The sequence below is a fragment of the Escherichia sp. WS338 genome (assembly GCF_046486405.1).
GTDB lineage: Bacteria > Pseudomonadota > Gammaproteobacteria > Enterobacterales > Enterobacteriaceae > Escherichia > Escherichia coli.
Genome location: NZ_JBJQLL010000009.1, coordinates 141,918 through 156,962, shown reverse-complemented (window position 1 = coordinate 156,962; position 15,045 = coordinate 141,918). Strand labels below are relative to the sequence as shown.

The following is a 15,045-nucleotide window of genomic DNA, read 5'->3' as shown; positions in this document are numbered from 1 at the left end:
CTATCTCCTTATTTACCCCAGTTAAGGGCCGGGGTGTGGACCGGGGCGTCCCAGAGTGCCAGCGTTTCGTCATCAACTTTCAGTAAGGTGATTGAGAAACCGGTCATATCCAGTGAGGTGCAGTACGCGCCAATTAAATTACGCTCGATAGTCAATCCCGCTTGCTGGCAACGTGTGGTCAGGCGGTTATAGACGCCGTACAGCTCAGAAAGCGGAGTTGCGCCAAGATTGTTAACCAGCGCAATCACCCGATCGCCAGACTGGAGCGGTTGTTTAGTTTGTGATTCTTCCTGCCAGCTGCCTTGTTGATAATCCCAGAAACGCAAAGTGCGATGGTATGAGCCATTTTCCAGCAGGGTGTCGAACATTTCATCGACGGTTTGATCAAGGGAAGAGAAGGGGCGGCGGTCAATACCTGGCTCACCATGAATGCCGACGCCAAACTCCATCTCATTATCCGCCAGGGTAAAAGAAGGTTTGCCCGCGGCAGGAACGGTACAGGCACCGAGAGCGATACCTATTGAGTGGCCTTGATTATTCAACTTACGCCCCAGTTCCGCACAGGCGTCCAGTGAGTCGCCACGCTCCGCCGCTGCACCTACGAGTTTTTCAATTAATACGGTGTTGGCAACGCCGCGCCGCCCGGCGGTATAAAGACTGTCTTTTACTGCAACGTCGTCATCAATGACCACAGTGGTCACTTTTACGCCGCTATCGTGCAGTAACTCGGTTGCTGTTTCGAAGTTAAGAATATCGCCGGTGTAATTTTTGATAATCAACAGTACACCTTCGCCGCCATCAATTTGCATGGCGCATTCAAAGATTTTATCGGGCGTCGGTGAGGTGAAAATTTCGCCCGGACAGGCTCCCGAAAGCATCCCCTGACCGATATAGCCACAGTGCATCGGCTCGTGTCCGCTGCCGCCACCCGACAGCAGGGCGACTTTCCCTGCAACGGGGGCATCAGCTCGGGTGACATACACCGGATCCTGATGCAGTGTCAGCGATGGATGCGCCTTCGCTAGTCCTGCCAGTTGTTCGTCCAGTACGTCTTGCACATCATTGATCAATTTTTTCATTATTTTGCTCCAGCAATTACGGTAGGGCATGGATGATGTTCAACGACACGGCGACCACTGACTGCCGATGAATCCATTGTGCATCAGGCAAGGGAAAAGAAAATTAGCCCAAATTATGTTTCATAGTGAAACATATTCTTTAATGAATGTTCCATATTGAAACTTTTACGTGTATTAATACTTAAAATTGCGAGCCGGAACACCTTTTGTCATAAGGGATGCGGGATATGAGTAGCGCTTTTAACAACGATGGTCGGGACATATCTCCCTTAATTGCAACCTCCTGGGAGCGATGCATTAAGCTGATGAAACGGGAGACATGGAACGTACCACACCAGGCCCAGGGCGTGACATTTGCGTCTATTTATCGGCGTAAGAAAGCGATGCTGACGCTCGGGCAGGCTGCGCTGGAAGATGCCTGGGAATATATGGCACCGCGAGCGTGTGCGCTGCTTATCCTCGATGAAACCGCCTGCATTCTCAGCCGTAATGGCGATCCGCAAACCTTGCAGCAACTAAGTGCACTGGGATTCAATGACGGCACGTATTGCGCCGAGGGAATTATTGGTACTTGTGCGCTATCGTTAGCGGCTATCTCTGGTCAGGCCGTGAAAACGATGGCCGATCAACATTTCAAACAGGCACTCTGGAACTGGGCCTTTTGTGCAACGCCGTTGTTTGACAGCAAGGGCCGATTGACGGGAACAATAGCGCTGGCGTGTCCGGTTGAGCAAACTACCGCAGCTGATTTGCCGTTGACGTTGGCAATCGCACGCGAGGTCGGAAATTTACTGCTGACGGACAGTTTGCTCGCTGAAACTAACCGTCATTTAAATCAACTTAATGCCCTGTTAGAAAGTATGGATGATGGCGTGATTAGCTGGGACGAGCAGGGTAATTTGCAATTTATTAATGCCCAGGCGGCGCGGGTCTTACGCCTTGACGCGACGGCAAGTCAGGGACGGGCAATCACTGAACTCTTAACGTTACCCGCCGTATTGCAACAAGCAATAAAACAGGCACATCCGCTCAAACACGTAGAAGCAACCTTTGAAAGCCAGCACCAGTTTATTGATGCGGTGATAACCCTTAAACCGATAATAGAAACGCAGGGAACCAGCTTTATTTTGTTGCTCCATCCTGTGGAACAGATGCGGCAGTTAATGACCAGTCAATTAGGAAAAGTCAGCCATACCTTCGCTCATATGCCACAGGACGATCCGCAAACCCGCCGCTTGATTCATTTTGGTCGCCAGGCGGCGCGCAGTAGCTTTCCTGTCCTGCTTTGTGGAGAAGAGGGCGTGGGCAAGGCACTGCTAAGTCAGGCAATTCATAATGAAAGCGAGCGTGCAGCGGGGCCTTATATCGCCGTCAATTGTGAGTTATATGGTGATGCGGCGCTGGCGGAAGAATTTATTGGTGGCGATCGCACGGATAATGAAAATGGCCGTCTGAGTCGGCTGGAACTGGCGCACGGCGGCACGCTGTTTCTTGAAAAGATTGAATATCTGGCGGTGGAGTTACAGTCTGCTTTGCTTCAGGTTATCAAGCAGGGTGTTATCACGCGACTGGATGCGCGGCGTTTAATACCCATTGATGTCAAAGTGATTGCCACAACGACCGCGGACCTGGCAATGCTGGTGGAACAAAATCGTTTTAGTCGCCAGCTGTATTACGCGCTGCATGCATTTGAAATTACCATCCCGCCTCTGCGTATGCGGCGTGGCAGCATTCCGGCGCTGGTGAATAACAAATTACACAGTCTTGAAAAACGCTTCTCTACGCGGCTGAAAATTGATGACGATGCCCTCGCTCGCCTGGTTTCCTGTGCATGGCCTGGCAACGATTTTGAACTTTACAGCGTCATCGAGAATCTTGCTCTGAGTAGTGATAACGGGCGCATTCGCGTCAGTGATTTACCTGAACATCTCTTTACCGAGCAGGCGACAGATGATGTCAGCGCCACTCGCCTTTCCACCAGTCTGTCATTTGCGGAAGTTGAAAAAGAGGCAATTATTAACGCAGCCCAGGTCACAGGCGGTCGCATTCAGGAAATGTCGGCTTTACTTGGAATCGGCCGCACTACGCTGTGGCGGAAAATGAAGCAACATGGCATTGATGCAGGGCAGTTTAAGCGCCGTGGATAGCGGGAGAGTATGTACTTTCCCGCTATGAATTGCTAATTAATAGCGACCATGACTGCCGTGATTTGGCCCACCATTTGAAGGTGGCATTGGCTTACCGGAGGGCGCAGGACCACGAGGGCCATCGCTGTGGCGGTGATGATGGTGGGGAACACAAGCACTCAACAGGCTTGCAAAGACAATTGCTAACAGGCTGAAGGTAAATGTTTTTTTCATGACAAACTCTTGAACGGTTAATGCACTGTGATTGTTATCACATAAAAGCTGCATTGTTAATATTGTCAGGAGTCTGATTATGAGTTTTGGTAACTCAGAATTGAAAGAAGACGCGTAGCAGGCGTAAAAAAGCCATTACGTGCAACTCACATAATGGCTCGTTATTAACCGCCAGGGTAGTATTAGCGGAATTAGACGTTGAACAGGAAGTTCATCACATCGCCATCTTTAACGATGTAATCTTTGCCTTCTGCACGCATTTTGCCTGCTTCTTTCGCGCCTTGTTCACCTTTGTAAGTGATGAAATCTTCAAACGAGATGGTTTGTGCACGGATAAAGCCTTTTTCAAAATCAGTATGGATTTTGCCCGCTGCCTGCGGCGCGGTTGCACCAACCGGAATGGTCCATGCACGCACTTCTTTCACCCCAGCGGTGAAGTAAGTTTGCAGGTTCAGCAGCTTATAACCGGCACGGATCACACGGTTCAGGCCCGGCTCTTCCAGCCCAAGCTCCTGCATAAACTCGTCACGCTCTTCGTCGTCCAGTTCGGCAATGTCTGCTTCAACAGCAGCACAAACCGGAACTACAACAGAACCTTCTTTCGCTGCGATTTCACGCACCTGGTCAAGATACGGGTTGTTTTCAAAACCGTCTTCGTTGACGTTGGCGATGTACATTGTTGGTTTTAGCGTCAGGAAGCTCAGGTAACGAACAGCCGCTTTCTCTTCAGCGCTTAAATCCAGCGCACGCAGCATACCTGCGTTTTCCAGCTGGGGCAGGCATTTTTCCAGTACCGCCAGCTCGGCTTTCGCGTCTTTATCGCCACCTTTGGCTTTCTTCTGTACGCGATGAATCGCACGTTCACAGGTGTCGAGATCCGCCAGCGCCAGTTCGGTGTTGATAACTTCAATATCATCCGCCGGGTTAACTTTGCCGGAAACGTGAATGATGTTGTCATTTTCAAAGCAGCGAACAACGTGACCGATCGCTTCGGTTTCACGGATGTTGGTCAGGAACTGGTTACCCAGACCTTCGCCTTTCGATGCGCCTTTTACCAGACCGGCGATATCGACAAATTCCATGGTCGTGGGAAGTGTACGCTGCGGTTTTACGATTTCAGCCAGTTGATCCAGGCGAGGGTCAGGCATTGGTACGACGCCCGTGTTCGGCTCGATGGTGCAGAATGGAAAGTTGGCCGCTTCAATACCGGCTTTGGTCAGCGCGTTGAACAGGGTAGATTTCCCGACGTTGGGCAAACCGACGATACCGCATTTGAATCCCATGATTTAAATCACCTTAATATCTTAATAATCAACCTGTTATTGCTAACAGATTGCAGAAATGGAAATAACTTTGCCTATTATACACGGCACTCGGCAAAAATGCCGCAGACAACGACTTATTGCGCTTTAAAGGCGTGCAATCGGTTCGTTGCTTTGGTCAAGCCATCTGTAAACCACATTTCAGTACAACGCGCCGCTTCGTCGATGGCTTCATCAATTAACTTCTGTTCACTAACAGGCGGTTTGCCTAACACAAAACCGACAACTTTATTTTTATCGCCCGGATGACCGATTCCGATGCGTAAACGGTGAAAGTTAGGGTTATTACCCAATTTACTGATGATGTCTTTCAGTCCATTGTGACCACCATGACCGCCACCCAACTTAAATTTGGCGACGCCAGGAGGCAGATCCAGTTCGTCGTGGGCCACCAGAATTTCGTCCGGATTAATGCGGAAAAAACTGGCCATCGCCGCAACGGCTTTGCCGCTGAGATTCATAAATGTAGTCGGGACTAACAGGCGGACATCTTCGCCTCCAAGGGTGACTCGCGAAGTATAACCAAAGAATTTAGCCTCTTCGCGCAGCGGAGCGCGCAATCGCTCTGCCAGTAAGTCAACGAACCAGGCACCAGCATTATGTCGCGTTGCGGCGTATTCAGCACCGGGGTTCGCCAGGCCGACAATCAATTTAATCGTCACGTTTTTTTGTCCTGAGTGTGTACATAACTGGCGCGTAGTTTACTGGTTGCGGCCCCGCTTGACAAAAAACTGCGTATCAAATGCAGATAATGCAATTATTGCCTGAGTGGACTATTAGAAAGTCAAGGTGTTCAGGCGTTTATTTGTAAAGTTTTGTTGAAATAAGGGTTGTAATTGTGATCACACCCGCACATAACCTACAGGGTGTTGTCTATACTTTACACATAAGGAAGAGGGGTATTCCCTGTTACAACCCAGAAAGTTCCGGAGGTGACATATGAAACGCAAAAACGCTTCGTTACTCGGTAACGTGCTCATGGGGTTGGGTCTGGTGGTAATGGTGGTCGGCGTGGGGTATTCAATCCTCAACCAGTTACCACAGTTTAATATGCCCCAGTATTTCGCACATGGTGCTGTGCTAAGTATTTTCGTCGGTGCGATTCTCTGGCTGGCGGGTGCCCGTGTTGGCGGGCATGAACAGGTGTGCGACCGTTACTGGTGGGTTCGCCACTATGACAAACGTTGCCGCCGTAGCGACAATCGCCGTCATAGCTAACAAATAATGCAGTTTGCTGACCAGTCAGTTTGCGCTGACTGGTCAATCTCGTACTTATAAATCCGCCATCGCCGCGCGACGATTCGGGAAGAATGCGAGGCGTCCCAGGATCGGTTGAATGCCTGCGCGAGCCATAGTGCGCAGTGGCTGGAATTCCAGGTTGCACACGCGCAGTTCACATCCTTCGGGCAGACGCTTCACAAAACGCTGGAACGCATCAAGACCACCAGCATCAAGTACCGGAACGGCATCCCACTTCAGAATCACAATCCGTTTGCCTTCAAGACGTGACTCCAGGTCCGTGAATAAGCCTTCTGCGGCAGCAAAAAACAGCGGGCCAATAACGCGCAGAACCAGGACATCGTCTGGAACGTCTACGACTACCGGTGCCAGGCGAGTCATACGTGCGATACGACGCATAAACAGCAGCGATGCCAGCACGATCCCCACGCTGATGGCAATAACCATATCGAACAGCACGGTCAGCGACATGCACAGCAGCATGACGATGATGTCATCTTTCGGTGCATGACGCAGCAAGTCGACCACTTTGTGCGCTTCACTCATGTTCCACGCCACCATCAACAGCAGGGCTGCCATGGCGGAAAGCGGCAGCCAGGAGAGCAGCGGTGCCAGTACCAGCAGGGCAAGAATAACCAGAATAGAGTGGATCACCGCCGAGATAGGGGAAGTTGCCCCGGCACGGACGTTAGCGGCAGAACGCGCGATGGCAGCTGTAGCGGTAATACCACCAAAGAACGGAGCGATAATATTCCCCAGTCCCTGTCCAACCAGTTCGCTGTTCGCCTTGTGTTTCGTCCCGGTCATACCATCCAGCACCACGGCGCAGAGCAGAGATTCGATTGCGCCGAGCATTGCCATTGAGAATGCCGCAGGCAGCAGGGTGCGAATAGAATCCCAGGTTAGCGTGAATTCTGAATCAGGTAGATCCCACGGCAGCACCAGTTGTGGCAGCAATTGCGGAATACCGTTACCCTGAGAACCATCGGCCAGAACGTAGTGGAACTGCGAACCGATGGTAGCAACATGTCCGCCGAGCAGGTTAACAATCCCCATCACCGCGCAACCAGCCAGCAAGGCCGGAAGGTGACCAGGCAAACGAATGCCCAGACGCGGCCAGAAAACCAGAATGCCAAGCGTCACAATGCCAATGGCTGCATCACCCACATTAATGGTCGGCAGCGCCATAAATAATGCGCCGACTTTTTGTAGATAATGTTCCGGGACATGGGCCATTTGCAGACCGAGAAAATCTTTAATCTGCATGGTACCGATGGTGATCCCGATACCCGAGGTGAAACCTAAGGTGACGGAAACCGGAATATACTCAATCAGGCGACCAAAGCGTGCCAGCCCCATCAGAATCAAAAAGATCCCCGACAGCAAGGTCGCAACCAGCAGTCCTGCCAGTCCAAACTGTTGCGAAACGGGATAGAGAATTACCACAAATGCCGCAGTCGGACCGGAAACGCTAAAGCGTGACCCACCCGTCAGAGCAATGACAATCCCCGCAACAGCTGCGGTATATAAACCGTACTGGGGTGCCACACCACTACCAATAGCTAACGCCATTGCCAGCGGGATAGCAATAATCCCGACGGTTATCCCGGCAATCAGGTCACGGGTAAACCGTGCGGCAGTATATTTTTCTTTCCAGCAAGCGTCGATCAGAGCGCGGAAAGGCATCACATGTGAGGAAAATATTTTGTTCACAATAATGTTTCATCCGTGAGCGCATCATCTGTCAACTAAATGGCAGGTGAAGGAGGCATAGGTCATACAAATGGATATTACAGACAAAAAAACCCGCCGCAGCGGGTCTTTTAGCCGGGTTCGATTAGTGTTCGAACATGGCAGAGATCGATTCTTCGTTGCTGATACGACGAATCGCTTCGGCCAGCATACCTGACAGGGTCAGAGTACGCACGTTCGGCAGTGATTTGATTTCATCGCTCAGCGGAATGGTATCGCAGACAACGACTTCATCAATTACAGAGTTACGCAGGTTGTTCGCCGCGTTGCCAGAGAAGATCGGGTGAGTCGCGTACGCAAATACACGTTTAGCACCACGTTCTTTCAGAGCTTCAGCAGCTTTACACAGCGTACCGCCAGTGTCGATCATATCATCGACCAGTACGCAGTCACGACCTGCAACGTCACCGATGATATGCATCACCTGGGAAACGTTCGCACGCGGACGACGTTTGTCGATGATTGCCATATCGGTATCGTTCAGCAGCTTAGCGATAGCGCGGGCACGCACAACGCCGCCGATGTCCGGAGAAACCACAATTGGGTTATCCAGATTCAGCTGCAGCATGTCTTCCAGCAGGATCGGGCTACCAAATACGTTATCAACCGGAACGTCGAAGAAACCCTGAATCTGTTCAGCGTGCAGATCCACTGTCAGCACACGGTCAACACCGACGCTGGAGAGGAAGTCTGCAACCACTTTCGCAGTGATTGGTACACGAGCGGAACGGACGCGACGGTCCTGGCGCGCATAGCCAAAGTAGGGGATAACAGCGGTGATACGACCTGCGGAAGCACGACGCAGGGCATCAACCATAACGACTAATTCCATCAGGTTGTCGTTAGTAGGGGCACAAGTGGACTGGATGATGAAAATATCACCACCGCGTACATTTTCATTAATTTGTACACTGACTTCGCCGTCGCTAAAGCGACCTACAGCGGCGTCGCCGAGTGAAGTGTACAGGCGGTTGGCAATACGTTGTGCTAGTTCCGGGGTGGCGTTACCAGCAAAAAGCTTCATATCAGGCACGAGAAGAACCTCAGGCATGCGTCCATTGGTGGAAAGAATCTGCCGAAAACTGTGCGGGCCAGGCATGATTCTTTCCAGGCGGTGTATTAAAGAGCGCGATGCAACGTCTGGAACAAGGTGACGTTGTCACCGAAACTCAGCTTGCCCGGCTTAAAGCATGGCTCTGTGCAATGGGGAAAGATTAACGCCTTTCGCCACAAAGCCATTGAGCCATTCCGGGGCTTGCTCTAGCACCTGGCGGGCTTCAGACTCTGTATCAAATTCAGCAAAGACACAGGCCCCTGTCCCAGTCAGGCGCGACGGGGCGTATTCTAACAGCCAGGAAAGCACCGCATCAACCTCGCGAAAACGTTTTCTTGCGATAACCTCGCAATCATTGCTGAATTCACATTTTAGCAACGTTTCTATTGACCTTTTTGGCGTATTGCGCGGGAGTTCAGGATCTTTAAAAATCACCGGCGTCGGAATACTCACGCCAGGGTGTGCGACCAGATACCATTTCTCTGGCGGGTCTACCGGCGTTAATATTTCGCCAACACCTTCGGCAAAGGCGGCATGACCACGGACAAAGACAGGAACATCTGCGCCCAGCGTCAGCCCCATTTCCGCCAGCTCATCCATGCTTAGTCCGCATTGCCAGAGATGATTTAACGCCACCAGAACCGTCGCGGCATTGGATGAACCACCGCCGAGACCGCCGCCCATCGGCAAACGCTTGTCAATGCTGATATTCGCACCGCTTCCCGTCGAAAGACGCCCGCTGTCTGCCGCAGTTTTCATCAACAACCTCGCTGCGCGAACGATCAGGTTATCTTCATGTTCCACGCCTTCAACGGGCGTTAACAGACGAATATCCCCATCGTCACGAAGCTCAATGCTGATGGTGTCGCCGTAATCAAGAAACTGAAACAGCGTTTGCAGCGTGTGGTAACCATCCGCACGCTGACCGGTAATGTATAAAAACAGATTAAGTTTTGCCGGAGAGGGCCACTGTGTCCGCATTATTTCACTATCCAGTTATCCATTTTTAACTTGATGCGTTGACCACCGTCGGTGAGTTCCATATTGGCTGGCATCGCAGGTTGAGTTTTTGTGTCATAACCACCGTAAACAACTTTCCAGTTTTTGCCATTCTGGCTGTAGGTGATTTCGCTCAGGCGGTACTGGTCGTCAAGTTTGTAGTCAGTCGCATCACCCGGTAAACCTAAAATCCACTGGCGCAAGCTGTTGAGCGGAATTGGCATTCCGGTCAATTTGCCAATCATCTCTTCGGCGTCATCGGAGGTATAACGCTGACCTTTATTGTCGACTAACTGCACGTTACCCGGTTGAGCATTCAGCTCCAGTTCCGTGCTGCCCAATGGGTTAGTCAGCAGCAGACGGTAGCGATCCTGGCCAGTTTGTTGCCAGAAGAAACGGGCGTACACTTTTTGTTGGTCAGAAATATAAGCGAACGCGCCGCGAGTTTGATACTGATTAAGATTGCGCACGTCTTGCTGATGCTGACGCCATTGTGGCGAATCCGGGCTTTTGCCAGGACCTTTGGGCGTGGTAACGGAACAGGCAGTGAGCACAAGAGCAGCCAGCGGTAGCAGGCGGATAAGACGAAAATCGGGCAGGGGCATAATAATGACAAGTCCTTGAGATACGTTGCAGTTATAACCCTTAATGCTAGCGTTACCGTTAGCCATCGTCTATGTTCACGTTGTCTTAATTGCCAGAATCTAACGGCTTTCGGCAATTACTCCAAAAGGGGGCGCTCTCTTTTATTGATCTTACGCATCCTGTATGATGCAAGCAGACTAACCCTATCAACGTTGGTATTATTTCCCGCAGACATGACCCTTTTAGCACTCGGTATCAACCATAAAACGGCACCTGTATCGCTGCGAGAACGTGTATCGTTTTCGCCGGATAAGCTCGATCAGGCGCTTGACAGTCTGCTCGCGCAGCCGATGGTGCAGGGCGGTGTGGTGCTGTCGACGTGTAACCGCACAGAACTTTATCTCAGCGTTGAAGAACGGGATGACCTGCAAGAGGCGCTCATTCGCTGGTTGTGTGATTACCATAATCTCAACGAAGACGATCTGCGTAATAGCCTCTACTGGCATCAGGATAACGATGCGGTCAGTCATTTAATGCGCGTTGCCAGTGGGCTTGATTCTCTCGTCCTTGGCGAGCCGCAGATCCTCGGTCAGGTTAAAAAAGCGTTTGCCGATTCGCAAAAAGGTCATATGAAGGCCAGCGAACTGGAACGCATGTTTCAGAAATCTTTCTCTGTGGCGAAACGCGTTCGCACTGAAACAGATATCGGTGCCAGTGCTGTGTCTGTCGCTTTTGCGGCTTGTACGCTGGCGCGGCAGATCTTTGAATCGCTCTCTACGGTGACGGTACTGCTGGTTGGCGCGGGCGAAACCATCGAGCTGGTGGCACGTCATCTGCGCGAACACAAAGTACAGAAGATGATTATCGCCAACCGCACTCGCGAACGTGCCCAAATTCTGGCAGATGAGGTTGGCGCGGAAGTGATTGCCCTGAGTGATATCGACGAACGTCTGCGCGAAGCCGATATCATCATCAGTTCCACCGCCAGCCCGTTGCCGATTATCGGTAAAGGCATGGTGGAGCGCGCATTAAAAAGCCGTCGCAATCAACCAATGCTGCTGGTGGATATTGCCGTTCCGCGCGATGTTGAGCCGGAAGTTGGTAAACTGGCGAATGCTTATCTTTATAGCGTTGACGATCTGCAAAGCATTATTTCGCACAACCTGGCGCAACGGAAAGCCGCTGCTGTGGAGGCGGAAACTATCGTCGCCCAGGAGGCCAGTGAATTTATGGCATGGCTTCGAGCACAAAGCGCCAGCGAAACTATTCGCGATTATCGTAGCCAGGCAGAGCAGGTTCGTGATGAGTTAACTGCTAAAGCGTTAGCGGCCCTTGAACAGGGCGGTGATGCGCAAACCATTATGCAGGATCTGGCATGGAAACTGACTAACCGCCTGATCCATGCACCAACAAAATCACTTCAACAGGCCGCCCGTGACGGGGATAACGAACGCCTGAATATTCTGCGCGACAGCCTCGGGCTGGAGTAGCAGTACATCATTTTCTTTTTTTACAGGGTGCATTTACGCCTATGAAGCCTTCTATCGTTGCCAAACTGGAAGCCCTGCATGAACGCCATGAAGAAGTTCAGGCGCTGCTGGGTGATGCGCAAACCATCGCTGACCAGGAACGTTTTCGCGCATTATCTCGTGAATATGCGCAGTTAAGTGATGTTTCGCGCTGTTTTACCGACTGGCAACAGGTTCAGGAAGATATCGAAACCGCACAGATGATGCTCGACGATCCTGAAATGCGTGAGATGGCGCAGGATGAACTGCGCGAAGCTAAAGAAAAAAGCGAGCAACTGGAACAGCAATTACAGGTTCTGTTACTACCAAAAGATCCTGATGACGAACGTAACGCCTTCCTCGAAGTCCGTGCCGGAACCGGCGGCGACGAAGCGGCGCTGTTCGCTGGCGATCTGTTCCGTATGTACAGCCGTTACGCCGAAGCCCGCCGCTGGCGTGTAGAAATCATGAGCGCCAGCGAGGGTGAACATGGTGGTTATAAAGAGATCATCGCCAAAATTAGCGGTGATGGTGTATATGGTCGTTTGAAATTCGAATCTGGCGGTCATCGCGTGCAGCGTGTTCCTGCTACGGAATCGCAGGGTCGTATTCATACTTCTGCTTGTACCGTTGCGGTAATGCCAGAACTGCCTGATGCAGAACTGCCGGACATCAACCCAGCAGATTTACGCATTGATACTTTCCGCTCGTCAGGGGCGGGTGGTCAGCACGTTAACACCACCGATTCGGCAATTCGTATTACTCACTTGCCGACCGGAATTGTTGTTGAATGTCAGGACGAACGTTCACAACATAAAAACAAAGCTAAAGCACTTTCTGTACTCGGTGCTCGCATCCACGCTGCTGAAATGGCAAAACGGCAACAGGCCGAAGCGTCTACCCGTCGTAACCTGCTGGGGAGTGGCGATCGCAGCGACCGTAACCGTACTTACAACTTCCCGCAGGGGCGCGTTACCGATCACCGCATCAACCTGACGCTCTACCGCCTGGATGAAGTGATGGAAGGTAAGCTGGATATGCTGATTGAACCGATTATCCAGGAACATCAGGCCGACCAACTGGCGGCGTTGTCCGAGCAGGAATAATGGAATATCAACACTGGTTACGTGAAGCAATAAGCCAACTTCAGGCGAGCGAAAGCCCGCGGCGTGATGCTGAAATCCTGCTGGAGCATGTTACCGGCAGAGGGCGTACTTTTATTCTCGCCTTTGGTGAAACGCAGCTGACTGACGAACAATGTCAGCAACTTGATGCGCTACTGACACGTCGTCGCGATGGTGAACCCATTGCTCATTTAACCGGGGTGCGAGAATTCTGGTCGTTGCCGTTATTTGTTTCGCCAGCGACCTTAATTCCGCGCCCGGATACGGAGTGTCTGGTGGAGCAGGCACTGGCGCGGTTGCCTGAACAACCTTGCCGTATTCTCGATCTCGGGACGGGTACCGGGGCGATTGCGCTGGCGCTGGCTTGCGAGCGTCCGGACTGCGAAATTACCGCTGTAGATCGTATGCCAGATGCTGTCTCTCTGGCGCAACGTAATGCCCAGCATCTGGCTATCAAAAATATCCACATTCTGCAAAGCGACTGGTTTAGCGCGCTAGCCGGGCAGCAGTTTGCGATGATTGTCAGCAATCCGCCGTATATTGACGACCAGGACCCACATCTTCAACAAGGCGATGTCCGCTTTGAGCCGCTCACTGCGCTGGTTGCGGCAGACAGTGGAATGGCAGACATCGTGCATATCATCGAACAGTCGCGTAACGCGCTGGTATCCGGCGGCTTTCTGCTTCTGGAGCATGGCTGGCAGCAGGGTGAAGCGGTGCGACAGGCATTTATCCTCGCGGGGTATCATGACGTCGAAACCTGCCGTGACTATGGGGATAACGAGCGCGTAACGCTCGGCCGCTATTATCAATGACAAGTTTTTCTACGCTGCTTAGCGTTCATCTCATTAGTATCGCGCTTTCTGTTGGGCTATTGACCTTACGTTTCTGGCTACGTTATCAGAAGCATCCACAGGCATTTGCTCGTTGGACGCGCATTGTGCCGCCGGTTGTCGATACGGTGTTATTGTTAAGCGGCATTGCGTTGATGGCTAAAGCGCACATCCTGCCATTTTCCGGGCAGGCACAGTGGCTGACTGAAAAGCTGTTTGGAGTTATCATTTATATCGTTTTGGGTTTTATTGCACTCGATTATCGTCGTATGCACAGTCAGCAGGCGCGCATTATTGCCTTCCCGCTGGCGTTGGTGGTGCTGTACATCATCATTAAACTCGCCACCACAAAAGTACCGTTACTGGGGTAAGTCATGAGATCGTTAGCTGATTTCGAATTTAATAAAGCGCCATTGTGCGAAGGCATGATCCTGGCTTGCGAAGCAATCCGCCGCGATTTTCCCTCGCAAGATGTTTACGACGAACTGGAGCGTCTCGTTACTCTGGCGAAGGAAGAAATCAGCCAGCTTCTGCCTTTAGAAGAGCAGCTGGAAAAACTGATCGCGCTGTTTTACGGCGACTGGGGATTTAAAGCCTCACGCGGCGTTTATCGTCTTTCCGATGCATTATGGCTGGACCAGGTGTTATAGAATCGACAGGGCAGTGCGGTATCGTTAGGCGCCGTTTTATTATGGGTCGCGAATCGTCTCGATTTGCCGCTGCTGCCGGTGATTTTCCCTACGCAGCTGATATTGCGCATTGAATGTCCGGATGGCGAAATTTGGCTGATTAATCCTTTTAACGGTGAATCGTTAAGCGAACATATGCTGGATGTATGGTTAAAGGGAAATATCAGCCCGTCGGCGGAACTGTTTTATGAAGACCTTGATGAAGCTGATAACATTGAGGTAATCCGCAAATTGCTGGATACACTCAAAGCTTCGTTGATGGAAGAAAATCAGATGGAGCTGGCGTTACGCACCAGCGAAGCTTTATTACAATTCAACCCGGAAGATCCCTATGAAATTCGCGATCGCGGGTTGATTTATGCGCAACTGGATTGCGAACACGTTGCGTTGAACGATTTAAGTTATTTCGTTGAACAGTGTCCGGAAGACCCGATCAGCGAAATGATCCGTGCGCAAATAAATAACATCGCGCATAAACATATTGTGCTGCATTAATTAATC

General features: G+C 51.3%; 14 protein-coding genes and 1 pseudogene. 7 read left to right on the top strand and 8 right to left on the bottom strand.

The features are described from left to right. Window positions 1–8: 8 nt before the first annotated feature. Complete coding sequence (gene dhaK / locus ACJHWT_RS11000; protein WP_000733697.1) at window positions 9–1,079, bottom strand: dihydroxyacetone kinase subunit DhaK; 1,071 nt, start codon at window positions 1,077–1,079, stop codon at window positions 9–11. Between the two features lie 227 nt (window positions 1,080–1,306). On the opposite strand from dhaK, the gene dhaR reads away from it, so the two are divergent. Then, window positions 1,307–3,226: a dihydroxyacetone kinase operon transcriptional regulator DhaR gene (gene dhaR, locus ACJHWT_RS10995; protein WP_000092838.1), complete on the top strand. Its 1,920-nt coding sequence runs from the start codon at window positions 1,307–1,309 to the stop codon at window positions 3,224–3,226. 36 nt (window positions 3,227–3,262) lie between these two features. Here dhaR and ACJHWT_RS10990 read toward each other — a convergent pair whose 3' ends face one another. The 3 genes from ACJHWT_RS10990 to pth all read right to left on the bottom strand — a co-directional run bounded on the left by ACJHWT_RS10990 (window position 3,263) and on the right by pth (window position 5,423). After that, the gene (locus tag ACJHWT_RS10990) at window positions 3,263–3,439 is read right to left on the bottom strand and encodes a hypothetical protein (protein ID WP_001311636.1); all 177 of its coding nucleotides are present in this window, start codon (window positions 3,437–3,439) and stop codon (window positions 3,263–3,265) included. A gap of 191 nt (window positions 3,440–3,630) precedes the next feature. After that, window positions 3,631–4,722: a redox-regulated ATPase YchF gene (ychF, locus tag ACJHWT_RS10985; protein WP_000505872.1), complete on the bottom strand. Its 1,092-nt coding sequence runs from the start codon at window positions 4,720–4,722 to the stop codon at window positions 3,631–3,633. 116 nt (window positions 4,723–4,838) lie between these two features. Then, the gene (gene pth / locus ACJHWT_RS10980; RefSeq protein WP_000152933.1) at window positions 4,839–5,423 is read right to left on the bottom strand and encodes an aminoacyl-tRNA hydrolase; all 585 of its coding nucleotides are present in this window, start codon (window positions 5,421–5,423) and stop codon (window positions 4,839–4,841) included. A gap of 277 nt (window positions 5,424–5,700) precedes the next feature. Here pth and ychH point away from each other — a divergent pair, with 277 nt between their 5' ends. Next, the gene (gene ychH / locus ACJHWT_RS10975) at window positions 5,701–5,979 is read left to right on the top strand and encodes a stress-induced protein YchH (protein WP_000823885.1); all 279 of its coding nucleotides are present in this window, start codon (window positions 5,701–5,703) and stop codon (window positions 5,977–5,979) included. A gap of 54 nt (window positions 5,980–6,033) precedes the next feature. Here the strand turns inward: ychH and dauA are convergent, their stop codons facing one another. The 4 genes from dauA to lolB form a co-directional block, all read right to left on the bottom strand. After that, window positions 6,034–7,713: a C4-dicarboxylic acid transporter DauA gene (dauA, locus tag ACJHWT_RS10970; RefSeq protein ID WP_001033342.1), complete on the bottom strand. Its 1,680-nt coding sequence runs from the start codon at window positions 7,711–7,713 to the stop codon at window positions 6,034–6,036. A gap of 124 nt (window positions 7,714–7,837) precedes the next feature. Continuing rightward, a complete protein-coding gene (prs, locus tag ACJHWT_RS10965) occupies window positions 7,838–8,785 on the bottom strand; it encodes a ribose-phosphate diphosphokinase (protein WP_001298109.1) in 948 nt (315 codons plus the stop codon). A 150-nt stretch (window positions 8,786–8,935) separates the two neighbouring features. After that, window positions 8,936–9,787, bottom strand: coding sequence for a 4-(cytidine 5'-diphospho)-2-C-methyl-D-erythritol kinase (ispE, locus tag ACJHWT_RS10960; RefSeq protein ID WP_001260346.1), 852 nt, complete (start codon window positions 9,785–9,787; stop codon window positions 8,936–8,938). Beyond that, window positions 9,787–10,410, bottom strand: coding sequence for a lipoprotein insertase outer membrane protein LolB (gene lolB, locus ACJHWT_RS10955; protein ID WP_001130698.1), 624 nt, complete (start codon window positions 10,408–10,410; stop codon window positions 9,787–9,789). The genes ispE and lolB overlap by 1 nt, the downstream gene beginning before the upstream one ends. 213 nt (window positions 10,411–10,623) lie before the next feature. Here lolB and hemA point away from each other — a divergent pair, with 213 nt between their 5' ends. The 5 genes and pseudogenes from hemA (at window position 10,624) to sirB1 (ending at window position 15,039) form a co-directional block, all read left to right on the top strand. Beyond that, on the top strand, window positions 10,624–11,880 hold the full coding sequence (gene hemA / locus ACJHWT_RS10950; protein ID WP_000173201.1) for a glutamyl-tRNA reductase: 1,257 nt from the start codon (window positions 10,624–10,626) through the stop codon (window positions 11,878–11,880). A gap of 41 nt (window positions 11,881–11,921) precedes the next feature. Continuing rightward, window positions 11,922–13,004 (top strand): peptide chain release factor 1, encoded by a 1,083-nt coding sequence (prfA, locus tag ACJHWT_RS10945; protein ID WP_000804726.1) that lies wholly within the window; start codon window positions 11,922–11,924, stop codon window positions 13,002–13,004. After that, on the top strand, window positions 13,004–13,837 hold the full coding sequence (prmC, locus tag ACJHWT_RS10940) for a peptide chain release factor N(5)-glutamine methyltransferase (RefSeq protein ID WP_000456463.1): 834 nt from the start codon (window positions 13,004–13,006) through the stop codon (window positions 13,835–13,837). The genes prfA and prmC overlap by 1 nt, the downstream gene beginning before the upstream one ends. Beyond that, entirely contained in the window at window positions 13,834–14,226 is a 393-nt protein-coding gene (sirB2, locus tag ACJHWT_RS10935; RefSeq protein ID WP_000200378.1) for an invasion regulator SirB2, read from the top strand. Before prmC ends, sirB2 begins: the two co-directional genes overlap by 4 nt. A 3-nt stretch (window positions 14,227–14,229) precedes the next feature. Further along, window positions 14,230–15,039: pseudogene (sirB1, locus tag ACJHWT_RS10930) on the top strand (invasion regulator SirB1). Window positions 15,040–15,045 lie beyond the last annotated feature (6 nt).

Bases quoted from the DNA above. Each gene is read 5' to 3' on its own strand.
- ACJHWT_RS10990 (WP_001311636.1), bottom strand. From the start codon at position 3,439: ATGAAAAAAACATTTACCTTCAGCCTGTTAGCAATTGTCTTTGCAAGC.
- dhaR (WP_000092838.1), top strand. From the start codon at position 1,307: ATGAGTAGCGCTTTTAACAACGATGGTCGGGACATATCTCCCTTAATT.
- prmC (WP_000456463.1), top strand. From the start codon at position 13,004: ATGGAATATCAACACTGGTTACGTGAAGCAATAAGCCAACTTCAGGCG.
- lolB (WP_001130698.1), bottom strand. From the start codon at position 10,410: ATGCCCCTGCCCGATTTTCGTCTTATCCGCCTGCTACCGCTGGCTGCT.
- sirB2 (WP_000200378.1), top strand. From the start codon at position 13,834: ATGACAAGTTTTTCTACGCTGCTTAGCGTTCATCTCATTAGTATCGCG.
- ispE (WP_001260346.1), bottom strand. From the start codon at position 9,787: ATGCGGACACAGTGGCCCTCTCCGGCAAAACTTAATCTGTTTTTATAC.
- dhaK (WP_000733697.1), bottom strand. From the start codon at position 1,079: ATGAAAAAATTGATCAATGATGTGCAAGACGTACTGGACGAACAACTG.
- hemA (WP_000173201.1), top strand. From the start codon at position 10,624: ATGACCCTTTTAGCACTCGGTATCAACCATAAAACGGCACCTGTATCG.
- ychF (WP_000505872.1), bottom strand. From the start codon at position 4,722: ATGGGATTCAAATGCGGTATCGTCGGTTTGCCCAACGTCGGGAAATCT.
- prfA (WP_000804726.1), top strand. From the start codon at position 11,922: ATGAAGCCTTCTATCGTTGCCAAACTGGAAGCCCTGCATGAACGCCAT.
- ychH (WP_000823885.1), top strand. From the start codon at position 5,701: ATGAAACGCAAAAACGCTTCGTTACTCGGTAACGTGCTCATGGGGTTG.